Source organism: Lysinibacillus sp. NPDC097195 (assembly GCF_044762075.1).
Classification (GTDB): Bacteria; Bacillota; Bacilli; order Bacillales_A; family Planococcaceae; genus Lysinibacillus.
On sequence record NZ_JBIWDP010000001.1, the window covers coordinates 1,607,660 to 1,625,412 of the forward strand.

Consider the following 17,753-nt stretch of genomic DNA (forward strand, 5'->3'; position numbering starts at 1 on the left):
TTAAACTATAAAAAAACAAATTTGGCTTCCTTTAGAAATTTTTCCAAAACGGACGCAAAAAACGCCCACCGAAGTGAGCGTTTCTATCTAGATTATTCATTTGTCCCTGTTTCAACATCATAGGCAGTAATCCAATCACTGAAGCTGCCAGTATAGAGCTGAATATTGTCGTACCCTTCGTCAGCAAGCACTGCATAGAGCGGTGAAGCTGTTACCCCACTACCACAATAGACCACAACATGTTCATCTCGTGCAACCTTGGCACGTAGCGCTTCATTAGCTTGTAATGTACCTTCAACTTTTAATTGCTCCCAATCAAAGTTTTTAGCTGTCGGAATATGTCCCGCTACTTTATCGAGCGGTTCAACTTCACCACGGTAACGAGCAGCTGCACGTGCATCTAATAACGTTGCTGATTGTTCACCATCAACAATTGCTTTTACTGCTTCACGCGGTGCATAGAGATGATCTTGCCAATTAAAATCAATTGTAGTTGGTGCATATTTCACAATATCCTTTGTGAATGTCACTTTTTGTTCAAGCGCAGGTGCCCCACCATTGACAATTACAACATGCGGGAAGCCTGCATACGTTAACATCCACCAAGCGCGAGGGGCAAAAGGTGATGCCCCTTGATCGTATACAACAATTTGATCTTTATAACGCAAGCCTAATTCTTGAAAGACGGACGTCAGTTTTTCCTTACTAGGCATCGGATGACGGCCGTTTTCGCTTTCCATATCCGATAAATGCTGTTCTAAATCTACATACACCGCACCCGGTGCGTGACCTGCTTCGAAGGCTTGTTTGCCCGCTTCTTTATTTTGTAAATCATAACGAGCATCTATGAAACGGACACCTTCCACTTGAATTTCCTCAATCGTTTTGAATACTTTTCCCATGTCTATCACCTCATGCGTATTGTAGTTGTGCGTAAATTGATTTCCACGATGCAAGTCGACTTTCTTCTTGTAAGACAAGTCGTTCAGTAGCGATTTGCTCTAAAGCCTGGTGGTAAATATGCAAACGTAATCTTTCAGCTTCTTCGCCGATAAACGCAATGGCCCAAGTCATTAATGATACTTTTTGTCTATCTAAATAGTTTTGGGCATCGGGTTTAGTTAATGCTTCTAATGCTTCACTTAACTTCATTTTTTCATTTTTCTCAAAGAACGCTTTTTGATTACGGAAATGAGATTTTACACTTGCATATTTTGAAATATCCGCAAATGGACCTTCAAAGTCTAATAAATCTGGTTCAGATGAATCGAACGCTAAGAATGAGAAACTACGATTCATTTCTTTTAAGTCACGGACTTCATCTTTAAAGCGTTGTTGCATTTTCTTGCCAATAAATTGAGCTAAACGGAAATTCGTAACGCGCATTTCCTGTGTAAAGTCAAAACGCAAGCTTTGTAACACTTCTTTTAACGCATGCTCTAACGCTTGCTGTGCTGGCATAGCAGCAAAGGTTGAAGGATTATAGCCTTCTTTAAAGAATTCTGGATAGCGATAATAGACACGCTGTAAGACGTAATACAATAATTCATCTAACTCTTGCTTCGTCTCACTTTCCATCATACTTGTATTTAAAGTATTAAATTTGGATGTAATATGCTGTTCAAGCGTTGTTAACTCTGCTAAACGTTCATCTTTCCGCTTTAAGTTTTCTTCTGTTTGAGCGATCAAATCACCTAAACGTTGCTCTGTTTTGTCAACTTCCTCCGCAAGAGCCTGCACAGCTAATGCACTTAATTCCTCATTTAAAAATGTATGGAATGCATCTTCAAATGGCGGCATACCTGAGGCATATGACCCACCCTCCACTTTTTCTTTTAAAGCCATTAAGCTTGAAACCCCGTATAGACGAGGGAAGCGAATGCCAAAACGTTGTAATTCTGAACGCACATAGCCTTTCACATCTTCTTGCTCTTCTTCAGTCGTTGCTAAATCAATCGCATTGACGATAAAGAACATTTTATCCAGTTCAAACGCATCTTTGACACGACCTAATTGAATTAAAAACTCACGGTCCGCTTTCGCAAATGCATGATTATAATACGTAATAAATAAAATAGCATCTGCATTTCGAATGTATTCAAATGCTACCCCTGTATGACGCGCGTTAATGGAATCTGCTCCTGGAGTATCAACAAGCGTAACACCCATTCGAGTTAACGGACTGTCATAGTAAAAGTCGATATTATCAACAAAGCATGATTTATTTTCTTGTGCGACAAATTTTTCAAATTCTTCTCTTTCTACTCGTAGCACTTCACCAAGTTCCGATTTAAATGTTGGATAACCTTCTTTATATGCACGGATAAACGATTTATGCACATTTAATCGTTCATCTGTAAGCTGTACTGCCAATCCTTCATCTGCTCGATTAAATGCTTCTTCTAACGACGCAACACTTAAACCAATGGCCGCATATGAACCTTGAATATCTTCTAGCATTTGCGATGCTGTTTTTAACTGAACATCTGCTGTTTCATGAGGATGCTCTGCTGTTACTGGACGAATTTTATTAATGGCCGCTGTTGTTGGGTTCGGTGATACTGGCAGTACTTTTGCACCCATTAATGCATTTGAGAAGGACGATTTCCCAGCACTAAATGCACCAAATAATGCAATTGTAAAATCCTTTTTCTGTAATCGCTCTACTTTATTTTCTAAATAACTAGCCACTTCTGCAAAGCCTTGCACTTCTTTCACCGCATTAGCAGTATGAAGTGCACGCTTAATAACTCCATCGATAGGTAAGCTTGATGCACTCACTGCATGCTGTGCTTCCTCTTGCTGTACAATTTCCTCTTTTGGTTTTAACATCGATTCATCAAATAATCGGATATCCGCTAAGTCTTGCTCAAATGCTTTATCCCAATTCACTAGTTGTGCATTCGCCTCTTTGCGAATTTCATTGCTTGCTTGATGCATAACACTTGCACTGTATTGCTGATAACCTTCAATTTCGAGCACAGCTTGAATGGCATCTACTTTGTCCTGCATGCCAGCCATTTTTAACTTCGATGGTGCAGCCGTTTCGCTTGCCACTGCTTGTAATGTAGTGGCCTGTTCATCTTTCCACACATCTGTTTCTTGAATATAAAATCGTTTTGTTGCTTCAGCAACACGGTTGGCAAAATTAAGTACAGCGTCCCCTGTTAATAGTGCCCCTGCTTGGACTTGTTGTTCAATTAGTGAAAATGGCAGCTCAAACACATAGTTATCAATAGCTGTAGCACGCTCTTCACTTAAGGCACCAACATCTTTTAATGCCTTTTTCATAAGACCTTTTATGTGACCCGTAATTTGAGCATGGACAACTGTTTGATACGCACTATACGCATCTTCTTTACGGCGGTAACGCTCTTCTTCCGTTTTTTTCTTAGCCGTAAACAATCCGCCTACTTTAAACCCTTCTTGCTTACTTTCTAAGTAAAGACGTAATTTATCGCGTACATCTGCTGGCATAATGGCAGCATTGGCAAGTAATTCTTTGCGTTCTTCTTCAAACGTTTCATTCCAAGCCTCCACTGAGAATAATTCTACTTGTCGACTTAATTTATTGTATTGCTCTAAAATATCTTGATGGTGTGCCCAATCATCAGCACTTAAAATATCCTCATCAATTGCTAAACGATCTTGCTTTTCTTCCATTAAATAATTGTCATGCTCGCTTTGCAGTAAACGAAGCGTATTCGTCGCTGTGTGTACAAGCTGATCTTGCCAGTCATTCATACTATCCATGACGATTTTTTTGACTGCTTCAAAATCATTATTTGGATGCTCAGGCTCTCTTAATGAAGTGAAAAACACACCTTTTGGTTCAACACCCCAAGCAGAAAACGAAGTGTGAACTGTTGTTTTAAATTCTTCAAAGCTTAGTTCATTTTCTTTATGCTTATCAATCATATTAACGATTAAATAAACATTCGGATTGTATTTCATTAATTGTTTTGTAAATTGAAAGTTCAGTTCAGATTGAACATGATTATAGTCCATTGTATAGAATACAATATCTGCAATATGAAGCGCTGATTCAGTAGACATACGGTGTGCATCATCTGTCGAGTCTACCCCTGGTGTATCCATCACAGTTACGCCAAATGGTAAAGAAGATGCACTATGGCCAATTTCAATTTGTGATACGAGATCACCATTTTTACTAAGCTCTTTTACTGTTTTAAAATCATAGCCTGCCTCAAATTTTACTGGCTTTTCGTTATGCATATAGACAATAGCATAATCTTCTTCTGACTTATGGACCTTTACAATATTGGCACTCGTCGGAATTGGACTAGATGCAAGTAAATTCTCTCCAGATAAAGCGTTAATCATACTTGATTTCCCTGCAGAGAAATGACCAGCAAAACCGATGACATACTCTTTTTGTTGTAATTTACGAGCAAATAATGATGTCTTATCCATGCGCTCTGTATCACCATTATGCTGATATATTATGTATTGTAATGAAGCTTGTTTTAAAAGCCCCTCTAGTTGTTGATCAAATTCATTCATAAAACGTAAACCCCTTTACCCTTTTAATTATTCACAATTAGTATTCTACCTTATTAGATATGCAAAGTATAACACTTATTTACTTTGAAAATCATATATATCAAGGTTTCAGACGTAATAATCGTCAATAAAGTCATGTTTATCCAATATGCGTTACATGATTTTTTAAAAAAATCTACTATATTCCACGTCACAATGGATGCATAACTAAACTAGTCGTCACTTTTTTCATATTGTAAAAAGATAGGGGTACATTTGAAAAGCAATTAACATCATTATGTCAACTTCTAGGGGCACAAATAAAGAGATGGAGTGATAAGGTAATGGCAAAGCATAAATTTCGTCATCTTACGGAGCATTTAGCTGATCATGAAGAAAAATTTAGATGGTCACGTATCATTGCTCGTAATGCCCCTGATACGACAACCGCTCCCACTATTATGGCACATCAACCTATTTATCCTGAAATCAATAGATATTTTCATATAGTAGAGTCTGATTTGCAATTAACAAATGGAGCAACGCTCTCTGCTAAGCAATTTACTGATGATAATGGTGTGCAAATAAATGATTTTTCTATCGTTTACCCGAATGGTTATGTCAATTTATTTATTAATGCTGTTATGCAGGAAGGTGGGATTTACGCCGTTACACCGTCTTCGCTACTGTTAAATGCGAATCATGCGACGATTTTTAGAGGAACTCCCATTATTATAGAATCGATTGGATTTTTCACAACAAGGATGTAAAACTTTGGAAAGGAGGTGAACTCGTGGCACTTTCTATTATTCATCTGAATGTCAATGTTTATTGCACATCAACAAGATTTTTCAGCATTTTAGCGACCCCACTGTCCATTACAGATGGTACAACACTTGCTGCAACATCCTTTTTAACGGATAGTGGCAATCCTGCAACTACTTTTCCGATTGTAACAAATGGCTACTACAACCTTTATATAAATGGCGTACTTCAAAAAGGCGATGCTTACTCCGTTTCCGCAACAGAATTAACGTTCAATACGGTGACAGCTTCAATCGCCGCTGGAACCCCAGTCATTATTGAAGCTGTTGAATTATCAACTACTATATAAATATTAATAGTATGTATGGATGCTCTCAATACCTTGTAGCATTTTGTTGAGCATCCATACAACTGTTACTTAACCTATTTGCTTTCTTAACGCATCAATTTTCTTAGCAAAGGTCAGGGCATGTGGGCCATCTCCATGAATACATAATGTTTGCGCAGAAAGTTGAATTTTCTTCTGTTGAACTGACATCACTTCATTCGCAGTCAAAATACTTTCGACATGGATAAGCATTTCTTCCTCTGAGTGGATTACCGCATTGGGCTCTTCCCGACTTACTAATGTGCCATCAGCATTATAACGACGGTCAGAAAAAACTTCCTCATAGACACGTAAGCCCTTAGCCTTTGCAATTTTCACGATTTCACTACCAGCTAAACAATATAAAACGTATGCTGGATTTAAATCATAAACAGCATTGACAACAGCTGTTGCTTTTTCAATATTATTTGCACTTTGATTGTACAGTGCGCCATGTGGCTTCACATGATGAAGCACGCCCTTTTCCACAGCAACAAATGCTTGCAAAGCGCCTACTTGATAGACGATCATATTATAAATTTCTTGTGCACTAACATCCATATTGCGCCGGCCAAACCCTTCCAAATCAGGATAGCCTGGATGTGCGCCAATCTGTACATTTTTACGAATAGCATTGCGGACCGTGTTATGCATGATAGTATGGTTCCCTGCATGATAACCACAAGCAATATTGACGGACGTCACATAGTTTAAAATTTCTTCATCGTTTTTTAGTGCGAGAGCATCCCCGCTTTCACCCATATCGCAATTAATATCAATCGGCATAGTCATTCCTCCATTAATGCAAATTTTATTGTGTTAAACATGCGCAATTGGGCAACTTTATGTAAATCATCTTCATGTATGGTTGCAATAATTGGATAACCACCGACTGTTTGGGCATCTGCCATTAAAACAATAGGCTCGCCGTTTTGTGGCACTTGTATTGTCCCATATTGGGTCGCTTCTGATAGAATATCTTTCCTGTTTTCCATATGTAAGACACTACCCTTAAAATAATAGCCCATACGATTTCCCCCAGTAAATTGATACGGACTAGTTAAAAATTGGTGCTTGCTGTCGTCTGTAAATAATTCAAAATGAGGACCTTTAAAAATTCTTACTGTAAGCGCCGTTTGAAATAACGGGCGATAAGGTGCATAAAGCCCTCTTGTATAGGGTAGCGGCTCTATAGACTGTCCATATAACATAGAGCCAACATTTAGTGCATTTCCTGCAATTGGCAAGCATGACTTACTGCCAAGTATGGATTCTGTATGGAATCCTCCTTGAGGCGTAAGATAGACAATTGAGCCATCTTTTACACTTTTGATGGATAAAATATCTCCCGCTACTAATTGAAAGGTTTTCCACATTTCTATGGGTTTACCATTCAATAAACAATGACAAGTTGCACCAGTTAATACATACGTAGCCTCCTTTAAAGCTTGAAATTCAAAGCCACCTATAAACATTTCAAATGACGTTTGGTTTTGCGTATTATTCAAAATTTGGTGGGCTAGTTGAAAGGAAACTTTGTCCATTGGCCCTGAAAGAGGAATACCAAAGGCACGATAGCCGAATCTCCCTTGGTCTTGCAGGCTACCATATACACCTTGTTTTTTTATTATAAGAAGTGGCTTCAATGGCTACACTCCTTTACTTTTTATTTCTAAAAACGCTTGTTTTGTAATTTCGTAAAATTGGACTTGATCTCCGAGTGAAAAGATAAACGTATCTTGCCGATGAATATCAAATAAATTGACTGGCGTCTTACCGAGTATATTCCATCCTCCTGGAGAATCGAGTGGATATATGCCTGTTTGTCCCCCTCCAATACCTACCGAGCTTGCAGAGACAAACGGGCGTGGTTTCGCTAATCTCGGTACAAATAATCGGCTATCTAAATCACCTAAGTACGGAAAGCCTGGTAAAAAACCGATTAAATAGACACTATATACTTTCGCCATATGCAATTTTTTTATCTCTTCAAACGATAAACCCGAATAGTCGATGACACGTTGCATGTCCAAAGCAAATTCCTCATCATAGCAAATTGGAATATGTAACTGCCGACTCGCTTCTTCATTTGAAGCGTTACTTTGCATGTCTAGCCATTGTTCTTGTAAAAAGTCTACATCTATTTTGTGTTTTACATATGCGGTCACCGTATGATAGCTAGCAACGCTTTCAATAAGGTTGGACTGTAAAGTTTTTTTCAGAAACCGATTAAACTTTTGAACAATGTGAAAATTTTCTTGTGAGATTACTTCATTAAATGCAAAACGAATTGTGTTGTGGCTAATCCACATCGTCTGTGGAAACTTAATGATTGGCTTCACGAATGGTTTCCTCGAGACAAAGCTTAATGCCCATTAGTAAATCTTGCATATTCCAACCTGGTATTTTGCCATGCTGAATCGCCAATTCAAAAGATGCAGGAATATGAATAAAGCCAGCCAGAATACCTTTATGTTGCTTCGCGTAAACGAGCCCTTCATACATAATATTATTGCATAAGTAAGTACCGGCAGTATTTGAAATTTCTGCAGGATAGCCTTCTTTATTCAATCGCTCTACCATACGGCGAATAGGTAAATTTGTTAGATAGGCATCTTCCCCACCAGCAGCAATACTTTCATCGACAGGTGTATAGCCATTGTTATCAGGCTCGCCATCTTTGACATTAATGGCAATGCGCTCTGGTGTTATTTTAAAGCGCCCTCCAGCTAACCCTAACGACAAAATGATTGCTGGCTGTATTTCTGTAATATATTGTTTCAACTGTTGCGCAGATTGCTGAAAATCAACGGATAGCGTACGTCCTACAATTTCATAGCCGTCCATCAACGTTCCATTTAAATTTTCTACAATTTGCATAGTTGGATTTATTTTATAGTCTAAAAACGGTTCAAATCCAGTTAATAATATTTTCGTCATGTTTTTCACCTAAATTTCTATCGGACGTTGCTTAGAACGACCTTTTAATTTTGTTTTGTTGAATAGCTATTTTCTTCTCAATTTTAACAAACAACTGCTACAAATGCTCTTGATTCTACAAAATTATGTTATTTTTCAAAATTTTCATCTTATCTAGTAAACTATCAATTTGAAGCTCGAAATTGCAAAATGGCATAAATAAAAGAGTATGACGCAGGTCATACTCTTTTATTTATAGTAATTTTGTTATTCACCAATTTTTCTTTATCCAAACTTCTTTAGGAACTTGTTGCTTATAAGAATTCACTACAATATGTAAATTGCCCAATCAAAATCTTCAACACCCTCGTGGTTATCAACAAGGTAATTATCTTCATTAGCATTACTTACTGTTGTCCCAATAGCAAAAAGGGTAAAAATCATTAAATGACCAATTACTTATTTCATTTAGAATATTTTCTATTTAATTACTATCCAAAAACATGGAAGAAGGTTGAAATACGATTTTTTTATTTTTTAATTCACTCATCACTTTTTCTGTTAGTCTTAAGCCTGTTTCATTATGTTGCTTTTCTAAATTTTCTCCTCCAACAATTAAGGTATCAAAATCCCAATTTATCCAAACACCATAATCAATTATCCATGATCTTAGCTGTATTTTTAAAGAATGAGAAATTTCCATTTTATCGATATCCAAATTAAAGCCACAAACCTTACACCATAACGGATCAGAACCTATATCTGCTTCCACTTTTATTTTCACAAGTTCTTTACAATTACATAATGAACCCATAAATAAATCCCTCCCGAAATTTTTCCGTTATTATATTAAAACAAAATAAAGAGTATGACATAGGTCATACTCTTTAGGCTAATATTCATGTAAAGTAAAAACTGTTAAAACAGGAACACTAACGAAAGCGCTATTATTTTAAATGGGCAGTCGCCTGTTTCATGACGTATTTCCCCACTCCAATATAAATAGCTACTGTTGCTCCGATCAATACGAATGCCATTGCTGACCGCTCCTTTTCTACCTATTAGTAAGCTACAGCAAGGAATGCAGTAGCATGAAATCATTGATTTTGAAAATCATTCTCATTAATATAATATAAATTTCGCCTTATTTCGTCAAGACATACTTTCATCTTACCCTTTTAACATGGTAAGATGTAGAAAAGTCGGAAAAAGGATGCGGTAATGATGAGTAATTCGAAGTACTTTCAAACTATTTTAAACGGGACAATCCATGCATTAAAAACGATTCTCCCTATGGATATCCAAGTAAAAGCGCCAAGTATGATTTCGGAACCCTTTCAACAACAGCAAATGGGTGTATTAATTGGGCTTATTGGCGATGTAAAAGGACGTGTCATTATAGATTCCTCTCCTGACATATTTAGCGGTATTGGTAGTTCCATGTTCGGCATGCCACTTGAAGGAGAAATGTTAGAGTCTTTTACAGGCGAATTTGGCAACATGATCGCAGGTAATTTATGTACAGCGGTAGGACAAGAAAGCTTAGAAATAGATATTACGCCACCAACCGTCATGGTGGGCAACACGAAGTTATACGGTTTTGAAAAAGCGTTTGTACTACCCGTTACAATTCCAAATGTCGGTGCACTAACGGTCTTACTAACAATTGAGGAAGAAGTTATAACAGCTTAATCTCGACTCTTTCAAACTATATATTCTATGCAAAGATAGCTAGTATTTATGAATACGAAAATCGTTATTCGCACAAAAAGGAGCAGGCTCAAATTTGAGTCTGCTCCTTTTTTATTTCACATTTTTTTCACACATTCCCCTTGGTTGTGTGATTTTTTTCACATCACAAGGACTTGAATTTTAATATCATGACTTTAAGAAAGCCACAATGACAGCTTAGGAGGGAGTAAAAAATGGCTAACAAAAAAAAGTCTGATGATAATCTAAAAGGTTCATTATATGGTGTATTTGGTATCGGCTTTATTATTATTTTAATTTGGATTTACTGCTTCAATTTATTCATCGGCCGTTTTTGATTTGTTAGAAAAAAGAACTATTTCGTCAACAAAAAGTAAGAAATACTACAGAGGAAGGACGAAAGAAATATGCACATACATAAATACGAGAAATACTGGCTTGTATTTGGTGTAGCGACTTTAGTTGCATTTCTTATTATTCTTGGTATCGGTGCATTCCACCAAGGTTCACATCCAAACAGTAATAAGAAAACCATCGATTACGAAAAAGTAAAAGAAATTGCACCGTTTACAAATCCAGGTGTACACAAAGTCGAAGGGAAGGATTGGGACTACGAGGTCGTTATTTTAGCATCTGCCTTCTATTACAATCCACCTGAAATTGAAGTACCACTTGGTGCGAAAGTGAAATTTATCGCAACAAGTGAAGATGTTATTCATGGATTTGAAATTGCAGGAACAAATATTAACATGATGCTTGAACCTGGTTATATCTCCGAATATGTAGCGGAAATCAACCAAGTTGGGGAATTTTTAATAGTATGTAATGAATACTGCGGTACAGGACATACGCTTATGCATTCTATGCTAAAGGTGGTGGATCCAAATGACGCTAAATAATAATTTAGCTAGGGTAGATCGTCGTGATGCGAAACTAGCACTAGCCCATGTTTACGTGGCATTTATCGCCTTATTATTAGGTGGTCTCGCTGGTTTATTACAAGTATTTGTACGTTCAGGACAATTCACATTGCCAGCCGGAATTGGTTATTATCAAGTATTAACCGTTCACGGTGTCTTACTCGGACTTATTTTAACAACATTCTTTATATTCGGTTTCCAAATCGCAAGTGTCAGTCGTACATCTGGTACATTTACAGATAAGCAACGATTACTTGGTTGGATTGGTTTTTGGTTCATGACAATTGGTACAGTTGCTGCTGCCGTCATGGTACTATTAAATAAAGCAACCGTTCTCTATACTTTTTACGCACCACTGCAAGCTCACTGGATTTTTTATCTCGGTCTAACGCTAGTAGTAGTCGGCTCTTGGATTGGTGCGGCCGGCCAAATTTTACGCTATGCGCAATGGCGTAAAGAACACAAAGGCCAAACGTCACCGCTTTTATCGTTTATGGTTGTAGTCAACAATTTACTTTGGTTCGTGGCTTCTTTAGGTGTAGCCGTTTCCGTTTTATCTCAATTATTACCTTGGTCACTTGGTCTAATTGAACGTGTGGATGTGTTACTGTCACGTACATTGTTCTGGTATTTCGGTCACGCGCTTGTTTACTTCTGGTTATTACCAGCTTATATGGTATGGTATGTAGTCATTCCGAAAGTAATTGGCGGAAAAGTTTTCTCTGACTCTTTAGCACGCTTATCGTTTATGCTATTTTTAATCTTCTCTGTACCAGTTGGTTTACATCATCAACTAACAGAGCCTGGTATTGATACAACATGGAAATTCATACAAGTTATTTTAACAATGGCAGTTGTCGTGCCTTCGTTAATGACCGCATTCTCTTTATTCGCGACATTTGAATTACGTGGACGTGAACTTGGCGGTAAAGGGCTTTTTGGCTGGTTTAAAAAATTACCATGGAAAGATGCTCGTTTCTTAGTGCCATTTATCGGTATGCTTGCGTTTATTCCTGGGGGTGCAGGTGGTATTGTCAATGCCTCTTACCAAATGAACCAACTGATCCATAATACAATTTGGGTTCCTGGACACTTCCATTTAACATTTGCAAGTGCAGTTGTCTTAACCTACTTTGGTGCAGCGTTCTGGTTAATTCCTCATTTAACGGGTCGTACGTTAACGAAGTCGTTAAATTCGCTTGGTATTGTTTCGGGTGTATTATGGGGCGTAGGTATGACGATTATGTCCGCCGCTATGCATATTGCAGGATTGCTTGGTGCTCCTCGTCGTTCTGACTACTCCGAGTATGGCGGTGCTCAGCAGGCGTATGATTGGATTCCCTATCAAATTGCACAAGCTGTCGGAGGTACTATTTTATTCATTGCGATTTTAGTAATTACGTATGTCGTAATTAAATTAGCTTGGTTTGCGCCAAAAGGTGAAGAGGAGTTCCCTATCGCTCCAATCCATGAAAGCAGTGGTCCTACACCACCTATTCTTGAAAACTTTAAAGTATGGCTCGTTATTTTAGTAGCATTAATCATATTCGCTTACACAATTCCAATCTTCGAAATTATCTCGAACTCACCAGCTGGCTCAAAAGGCTTTAAGCTGTGGTAAAGCAACAAGCGATTTCTCATCGGAGAGAAATCGCTTGTTTTTTTATAGCTGATAGAGCTTTGTATATTTTTCTTGTAAGTAGTTTGCAAGATACTTGGCATTTAAGCCTTCCCCTGTCGCCTCTTGCAGTAGCTCGAACGGCTTTTTCAGCGCACCGTATTGATGTACTTTCTCTGTTAGCCATTCGCGAATTGGTAGAAGCTCGCCATTTGCAAGCAAGTCATCAAAGTTTGGAAGATCTTTATCCATTGCATGCTTCCATTGCGCTGCATAAATCATTCCTAATGCGTAAGACGGGAAGTAACCAAACATTCCCCCTGCCCAGTGCACGTCTTGTAAAACGCCCTTCGCATCGTTATCTGGTCGGATACCTAAATATTCTTCGTACTTTGCATTCCACACTTCTGGTAGGTCTTTAGCTTGCAAGTCTCCATTGAACAAATCACGTTCAATTTCGTAACGAATCATAATATGCAGTGGATATGTTAACTCGTCTGCTTCAATTCGAATAAACGATGGTTCCACCATATTAATGGCACGAAGGAAATAAGCTAATGGAACATCCCCAAATTGTTCTGGCGAATGCTTTTGCAAGCGCTCATAGTTGTGCGCCCAGAACTTTTCATTGCGACCGACCAGGTTTTCATAGAATAGTGATTGCGATTCGTGGATACCCGTCGATGTTCCTCTTGCTAAAAGCGTACCTGCAAGTTTGGCATCAATATTTTGCTCATACATCGCATGCCCACATTCATGGATCGTGCCAAAGATCGCCGAACGGAAATCATGTTCATCATATTTCGTTGTAATACGTGCATCCCCATGATTAATGCCAATCATAAATGGATGGACACTTTCATCTAAGCGACCTGCTTCAAAATCATAGCCGAGCTGTGTTAGCAGTTCCAATGATAATGCTCGCTGTGCCTCTTTTGCAAACGGTTTAAATAACATACTCGTATCTGGTTTATTCGGTGAAGCTTCGATTTTTTGTACAAGTGACACAATCGTTTCGCGTAATTCGCCAAATACTTGATCAAGCACATCAGTTGTCATGTCTGGTTCATAAATATCAAGTAGCGTATTGTAGGTAGAACCGTTTTTAACGCCCCAATATTGTATAAATTTCTTTTGCCATTGAATCACTTGTTCTAAATAAGGTAAAAATTGCGCGAAGTTATTTGTAGCTTTTGCTTCTTCCCAAACTGTTTCTGCCTTCGCTTGTAAAATAACGTATTCTTTAAATTCATCAGCTGGAATTTTTTTATTTTGATCGTAATTTTTACGTACTTCCTCAACTAAACGTTGTGTTACATTATCAAGCTCTGTTTTTTGTGCCTCTAAAGTCGTTAATAGTTCCCCTAATTGTTCACTCGTTTGCATTTCAAACAAGGAGGCTGATAATGTGCCTACTACCTCTGAACGCTGCGCTAATCCTTTCTTAGGTGCACCCGTGCGCATATCCCAATACATTACACCTAGTGCTTCCTGATAATGCTGCATTTTTTTCACATAGTCTGTAAATTGCTGAACCGTCAAATCCATCATCCTCCTTTTTAACGTTACTAGTTTAGCATATTTTAGAATATTTTGTATATTACCAGTGCCAGGCACATAAACAATTCTGACAATTAAAAATTCAACTATTACTCGTTTTCTATGATTCTATTTGCGATTCCCTTAGTTCTTCCGGCATTTACGTCAAACACCAGCAATAGTCTTTATGTTACTCTAACGAAAAATAGCCCTCTTCTATTTGAAGGGGGCTCTATTTTAAAATTAGGGATTTCACGTTTATGTTCGACTTCAAAACAAGCATACTAATCATATAGCGTTGGGGGCGTCTATATGAAGATAGCTTAAATGTTTTGGCAAATTTGTAATACTTGCTTAACGGCTTCTGCTGATTGATGAAGTGCCGTTTGTTCTTCATGTGTCAGATGCAATTCAATAACCGATTCAATGCCATTGCCACCTAAAATCGTCGGTACACCTAAAAATAAATCATTGTAGCCGTACTCCCCTTCTAACAGGGCGATTGAAGGAATAATTTTTCGTTGATCCTTCATAATGATTTCGACCATGTGCGCACAGGCTGCAGCTGGCGCATAGTAAGCACTACCATTGCCCAATAACCCTACAATTTCACCGCCACCTTTACGTGTACGTTCGACGATTTGCTGTAGTCTATCTTGTGGAATAAGCTTTTCTAATGGGATGCCCCCTGCATAGGAATAACGAATTAGTGGCACCATTTCATCACCATGTCCACCTAATACAAATCCAGCTACATCTTCGGGTGCAATTTGTAACTCTTGTGCTACAAATGCATTAAAACGGGCGGTATCTAACACGCCAGATTGACCGATAATACGATTTTTAGGAAAGCCCGTTTCCTTGTAACATACATACGTCATCGCATCTACTGGATTGCTTAATACAACAACAATACTATCAGGTGCATAGCGTTTAATTTGTCTCGAAACATGTTGAATAATTTTCGCATTGCTTGTCACTAAATCATCTCGACTCATCCCTGGCTTACGAGGAATACCTGCCGTAATAATTACGATAGATGCACCTACAATATCTTCGTAATTACTCGTTCCATGTATGGATACATTAAATTTTTCAATCGGTCCTGTTTGTAATAAATCCAGTGCCTTTCCTTTTGTTGGCTTTTCGGCTTCTGGAATATCTAACAACACAACATCGCCTAATTCCTTCTGTGCTAAAAATAAGCTTAATGTTGACCCAGTATGACCGGCGCCAATAACAGCAATTTTATTTTTGCGAAATACCATTATGCGTCACCTCAATTGTCTGTCGTTTCTGTCGTTTTCTTTGCACGCGCTGAAGCCACTACGGTTTTTTTCTTTGCTACTTCGGGTCCTTTAATCATATTAAAAACTTCTTCATCAGGTCTAGGAATGACGTGAGCGCTTAATAATTCTCCGACGCGCTTAGCGGCCTCTTTGCCTGCATCGACTGCTGCTTGTACTGAACCAACATCACCTTTTACGACGACAGTGACAATACCACCATCCACAAATTCTTGCTTAACAATCGTGACATCTGATGCCTTAATCATCGCATCAGCAGCCTCGTAAGAGCCGACTAATCCTTTTGTTTCAATCATACCAATTGCGCTACTCATCGTTCTCACCTCGCATCACATCTGTAGAATCTATAATTCCTATGACAACTGCATCGATAGGAAGTGGATTATCTTTCATAATATAACGGGATGATCCGCCACTCGTAATGAGCACATCATCACCAATACCTGCCCCTATACGATCGGCGGCTACTATTTCTGTTCGAATTGGCTGCTGATTGGAATCAATTGGCTGAATAATTAATAGTTTTAAGCCATTCAACCCTTCTTCCTTACGTGTTGCCCATACGCTACCAATAACTCTTCCCATTTGCATGAAATCACCCTCTTTAGGTTGCCTGGATAATACTTATTATTCAAAGCAAATCGTTAATTTTTTATTCAACTCTCGAATTTTATCATTAGCTAATGCTGTCACGATGGTTCTTTTCGGCACAACAATTTCTTGCGCTTCTATTTCAAGCACTTCCACCTGTGAAAGAAGCTTTTTGTCATAATAATGGATTGATTGTTTTTCAGGAGTTTGCTTTATGTCTAATGATTGTTCTTTCAAATTCATCGGTTCTATCGTTTGTCCCTTGACGATTTCAGCAAAAGCGCCTTGTTGAATTAAGCCCGCATTTGCTTCATCTGTATCGATATGCATTTCCAAGCGATAGCGCTCAGACACGCGAATGATCACATTGGATAAAATAATAGGACGTATACCCTGTACTTTGATTTGCACTGACTGCCCATCCACTACTTGGAATCTCGCGCTATCTGCAGGTGACATATGAATATGAGCTTGTGCAATGATGAGGCCTTCCGTTAGTATTACACTACCAATTGGACCAATTAGCGTAACAGGGCTAGAGCCTTTAATATCTCCAGAAATTCTTAAAGGTGGCTTAGCGCCTAGTTTCATGGCATCTGTCCAACTAACTTCAACTTGTGTTAAAGCACGAGCTGGCCCTAAAATACGGACCCTTTCAATAGAACCTTTAGGCCCTGCAATAACGACCGTTTCCTCAGCGGCAAATTGGCCTGGCTGTGATAACTCGAACTTAGGTGTTAATTGATAGTTTTCGCCAAAAAGCTGCTCGACATCTGCCTGTGCAAGATGGACATGGCGTGCTGATACACCGATGGGAATTTTACTGTCATCTGGTGGGGAAGGCTGATTTTTTAATACTTGCTGTAAAACTTCTTCTACGATTTTTTGCACGAGTTGTTCCTGCATCTAACCTCCTCCTTACGAAAATGATTTAACAATTCTTCCTTGTGCTTGCTGTTCAATAAAGCCTGCATTTGCTTCATCTGTATCGATATGCATTTCTAAGCTAAAATCATTCGATACCCGTACGACTACACCGCGGAAAGTTACAGGTCTTTCACTGTCAACTTCGACAGCCACTAATGCATTATTGTAGACTTCCAATGCTCGCGCATCTTCTTCTGTCATATGAATATGTGCCTGTGCAATTATGACGCCCTGTTTAATAATAATTTCCTGTTGTTGGTTGATTAATTTGATGCTTGCTGAATTTACGATATCCCCCGATTGCCTTAAAGGAGGATTCAAACCCAATTTCAGTGCATCTGTTCGACTAATTTCTACTTGTGTTGCCGCTCTTACAGGTCCTAATACACGCACATTGTGAATAACACCTTTGGGTCCTTCGATGGAGACACGCTCTTTCGCAGCAAATTGTCCTGGCTGAGACAAATCAAAATCCTTTGTTAATGTTGCGTTTGGACCAAATAGTGCTTGTAAATCCGCTTCACTTACATGTATATGACGAGCTGAAATGGCAACTGGAAAAGCTTTTGATTTTATGTTCAAGTTAG

The 17,753-nt window shown here is 38.4% G+C and carries 19 protein-coding genes; 6 read left to right on the forward strand and 13 right to left on the reverse strand.

The window, feature by feature from the left end; all coding sequences use genetic code 11:
* Window positions 1-92: 92 nt before the first annotated feature.
* Window positions 93-902: a sulfurtransferase gene (locus ACIQXI_RS08340; RefSeq protein WP_402923385.1), complete on the reverse strand. Its 810-nt coding sequence runs from the start codon at window positions 900-902 to the stop codon at window positions 93-95.
* Window positions 903-912: 10 nt separating this feature from the next.
* A complete protein-coding gene (locus ACIQXI_RS08345) occupies window positions 913-4,524 on the reverse strand; it encodes a dynamin family protein (RefSeq protein ID WP_402923387.1) in 3,612 nt (1,203 codons plus the stop codon).
* Between the two features lie 323 nt (window positions 4,525-4,847).
* On the opposite strand from ACIQXI_RS08345, the gene ACIQXI_RS08350 reads away from it, so the two are divergent.
* Both ACIQXI_RS08350 and ACIQXI_RS08355 read left to right on the forward strand, forming a co-directional pair.
* Window positions 4,848-5,273: a DUF4183 domain-containing protein gene (locus tag ACIQXI_RS08350; RefSeq protein ID WP_402923388.1), complete on the forward strand. Its 426-nt coding sequence runs from the start codon at window positions 4,848-4,850 to the stop codon at window positions 5,271-5,273.
* Window positions 5,274-5,296: 23 nt separating this feature from the next.
* Window positions 5,297-5,617 (forward strand): DUF4183 domain-containing protein, encoded by a 321-nt coding sequence (locus ACIQXI_RS08355; RefSeq protein ID WP_402923390.1) that lies wholly within the window; start codon window positions 5,297-5,299, stop codon window positions 5,615-5,617.
* A 69-nt stretch (window positions 5,618-5,686) separates the two neighbouring features.
* On the opposite strand, the gene ACIQXI_RS08360 is transcribed toward ACIQXI_RS08355, so the two are convergent.
* From ACIQXI_RS08360 to ACIQXI_RS08380, 5 genes are all read right to left on the reverse strand, one after another.
* Window positions 5,687-6,421, reverse strand: a complete 735-nt coding sequence (locus ACIQXI_RS08360; RefSeq protein ID WP_402923392.1) for a 5-oxoprolinase subunit PxpA — start codon at window positions 6,419-6,421, stop codon at window positions 5,687-5,689.
* A 2-nt stretch (window positions 6,422-6,423) separates the two neighbouring features.
* On the reverse strand, window positions 6,424-7,281 hold the full coding sequence (locus ACIQXI_RS08365) for a 5-oxoprolinase subunit C family protein (protein WP_402923394.1): 858 nt from the start codon (window positions 7,279-7,281) through the stop codon (window positions 6,424-6,426).
* Window positions 7,282-7,284: 3 nt separating this feature from the next.
* Window positions 7,285-7,977, reverse strand: coding sequence for a 5-oxoprolinase subunit PxpB (gene pxpB, locus ACIQXI_RS08370; RefSeq protein ID WP_402923396.1), 693 nt, complete (start codon window positions 7,975-7,977; stop codon window positions 7,285-7,287).
* Window positions 7,961-8,575: a pyroglutamyl-peptidase I gene (locus tag ACIQXI_RS08375; protein WP_402923398.1), complete on the reverse strand. Its 615-nt coding sequence runs from the start codon at window positions 8,573-8,575 to the stop codon at window positions 7,961-7,963. The genes pxpB and ACIQXI_RS08375 overlap by 17 nt, the downstream gene beginning before the upstream one ends.
* A 463-nt stretch (window positions 8,576-9,038) precedes the next feature.
* Entirely contained in the window at window positions 9,039-9,368 is a 330-nt protein-coding gene (locus ACIQXI_RS08380) for a hypothetical protein (protein WP_402923400.1), read from the reverse strand.
* A gap of 410 nt (window positions 9,369-9,778) precedes the next feature.
* Here ACIQXI_RS08380 and ACIQXI_RS08385 point away from each other — a divergent pair, with 410 nt between their 5' ends.
* The 4 genes from ACIQXI_RS08385 to ACIQXI_RS08400 all read left to right on the forward strand — a co-directional run bounded on the left by ACIQXI_RS08385 (window position 9,779) and on the right by ACIQXI_RS08400 (window position 12,805).
* Window positions 9,779-10,246, forward strand: coding sequence for a chemotaxis protein CheX (locus ACIQXI_RS08385; protein ID WP_402923401.1), 468 nt, complete (start codon window positions 9,779-9,781; stop codon window positions 10,244-10,246).
* Between the two features lie 233 nt (window positions 10,247-10,479).
* Complete coding sequence (locus tag ACIQXI_RS08390) at window positions 10,480-10,602, forward strand: hypothetical protein (RefSeq protein ID WP_402923402.1); 123 nt, start codon at window positions 10,480-10,482, stop codon at window positions 10,600-10,602.
* 69 nt (window positions 10,603-10,671) lie between these two features.
* Window positions 10,672-11,163, forward strand: coding sequence for a cupredoxin domain-containing protein (locus ACIQXI_RS08395; protein WP_402923404.1), 492 nt, complete (start codon window positions 10,672-10,674; stop codon window positions 11,161-11,163).
* Window positions 11,150-12,805, forward strand: coding sequence for a b(o/a)3-type cytochrome-c oxidase subunit 1 (locus ACIQXI_RS08400; protein ID WP_402923406.1), 1,656 nt, complete (start codon window positions 11,150-11,152; stop codon window positions 12,803-12,805). Before ACIQXI_RS08395 ends, ACIQXI_RS08400 begins: the two co-directional genes overlap by 14 nt.
* 42 nt (window positions 12,806-12,847) lie before the next feature.
* Here the strand turns inward: ACIQXI_RS08400 and ACIQXI_RS08405 are convergent, their stop codons facing one another.
* The 6 genes from ACIQXI_RS08405 to pduL all read right to left on the reverse strand — a co-directional run bounded on the left by ACIQXI_RS08405 (window position 12,848) and on the right by pduL (window position 17,748).
* Complete coding sequence (locus ACIQXI_RS08405) at window positions 12,848-14,350, reverse strand: carboxypeptidase M32 (RefSeq protein WP_402925715.1); 1,503 nt, start codon at window positions 14,348-14,350, stop codon at window positions 12,848-12,850.
* Window positions 14,351-14,664: 314 nt separating this feature from the next.
* Window positions 14,665-15,609: a malate dehydrogenase gene (gene mdh, locus ACIQXI_RS08410; protein WP_402923408.1), complete on the reverse strand. Its 945-nt coding sequence runs from the start codon at window positions 15,607-15,609 to the stop codon at window positions 14,665-14,667.
* An 11-nt stretch (window positions 15,610-15,620) separates the two neighbouring features.
* Window positions 15,621-15,962: a BMC domain-containing protein gene (locus ACIQXI_RS08415; RefSeq protein ID WP_402923410.1), complete on the reverse strand. Its 342-nt coding sequence runs from the start codon at window positions 15,960-15,962 to the stop codon at window positions 15,621-15,623.
* Window positions 15,955-16,239 carry a EutN/CcmL family microcompartment protein gene (locus ACIQXI_RS08420; protein ID WP_402923411.1) on the reverse strand — a complete coding sequence of 95 codons (285 nt, stop codon included), beginning with the start codon at window positions 16,237-16,239 and terminating at the stop codon, window positions 15,955-15,957. The genes ACIQXI_RS08415 and ACIQXI_RS08420 overlap by 8 nt, the downstream gene beginning before the upstream one ends.
* A 36-nt stretch (window positions 16,240-16,275) precedes the next feature.
* Window positions 16,276-17,145, reverse strand: coding sequence for a phosphate propanoyltransferase (locus ACIQXI_RS08425; protein ID WP_402923413.1), 870 nt, complete (start codon window positions 17,143-17,145; stop codon window positions 16,276-16,278).
* 12 nt (window positions 17,146-17,157) lie between these two features.
* Window positions 17,158-17,748, reverse strand: a complete 591-nt coding sequence (gene pduL, locus ACIQXI_RS08430) for a phosphate propanoyltransferase (RefSeq protein ID WP_402923415.1) — start codon at window positions 17,746-17,748, stop codon at window positions 17,158-17,160.
* Window positions 17,749-17,753 lie beyond the last annotated feature (5 nt).

Excerpts from the sequence above, each read along its gene's own strand:
- ACIQXI_RS08360 (WP_402923392.1), bottom strand. The coding sequence starts at position 6,421 with ATGCCGATTGATATTAATTGCGATATGGGTGAAAGCGGGGATGCTCTC.
- ACIQXI_RS08350 (WP_402923388.1), top strand. The coding sequence starts at position 4,848 with ATGGCAAAGCATAAATTTCGTCATCTTACGGAGCATTTAGCTGATCAT.
- ACIQXI_RS08375 (WP_402923398.1), bottom strand. The coding sequence starts at position 8,575 with ATGACGAAAATATTATTAACTGGATTTGAACCGTTTTTAGACTATAAA.
- mdh (WP_402923408.1), bottom strand. The coding sequence starts at position 15,609 with ATGGTATTTCGCAAAAATAAAATTGCTGTTATTGGCGCCGGTCATACT.
- ACIQXI_RS08340 (WP_402923385.1), bottom strand. The coding sequence starts at position 902 with ATGGGAAAAGTATTCAAAACGATTGAGGAAATTCAAGTGGAAGGTGTC.
- ACIQXI_RS08390 (WP_402923402.1), top strand. The coding sequence starts at position 10,480 with ATGGCTAACAAAAAAAAGTCTGATGATAATCTAAAAGGTTCATTATAT.
- ACIQXI_RS08420 (WP_402923411.1), bottom strand. The coding sequence starts at position 16,239 with ATGCAAATGGGAAGAGTTATTGGTAGCGTATGGGCAACACGTAAGGAA.
- ACIQXI_RS08425 (WP_402923413.1), bottom strand. The coding sequence starts at position 17,145 with ATGCAGGAACAACTCGTGCAAAAAATCGTAGAAGAAGTTTTACAGCAA.
- ACIQXI_RS08385 (WP_402923401.1), top strand. The coding sequence starts at position 9,779 with ATGAGTAATTCGAAGTACTTTCAAACTATTTTAAACGGGACAATCCAT.
- ACIQXI_RS08395 (WP_402923404.1), top strand. The coding sequence starts at position 10,672 with ATGCACATACATAAATACGAGAAATACTGGCTTGTATTTGGTGTAGCG.
- ACIQXI_RS08400 (WP_402923406.1), top strand. The coding sequence starts at position 11,150 with ATGACGCTAAATAATAATTTAGCTAGGGTAGATCGTCGTGATGCGAAA.
- ACIQXI_RS08405 (WP_402925715.1), bottom strand. The coding sequence starts at position 14,350 with ATGGATTTGACGGTTCAGCAATTTACAGACTATGTGAAAAAAATGCAG.
- ACIQXI_RS08415 (WP_402923410.1), bottom strand. The coding sequence starts at position 15,962 with ATGAGTAGCGCAATTGGTATGATTGAAACAAAAGGATTAGTCGGCTCT.
- ACIQXI_RS08380 (WP_402923400.1), bottom strand. The coding sequence starts at position 9,368 with ATGGGTTCATTATGTAATTGTAAAGAACTTGTGAAAATAAAAGTGGAA.
- ACIQXI_RS08345 (WP_402923387.1), bottom strand. The coding sequence starts at position 4,524 with ATGAATGAATTTGATCAACAACTAGAGGGGCTTTTAAAACAAGCTTCA.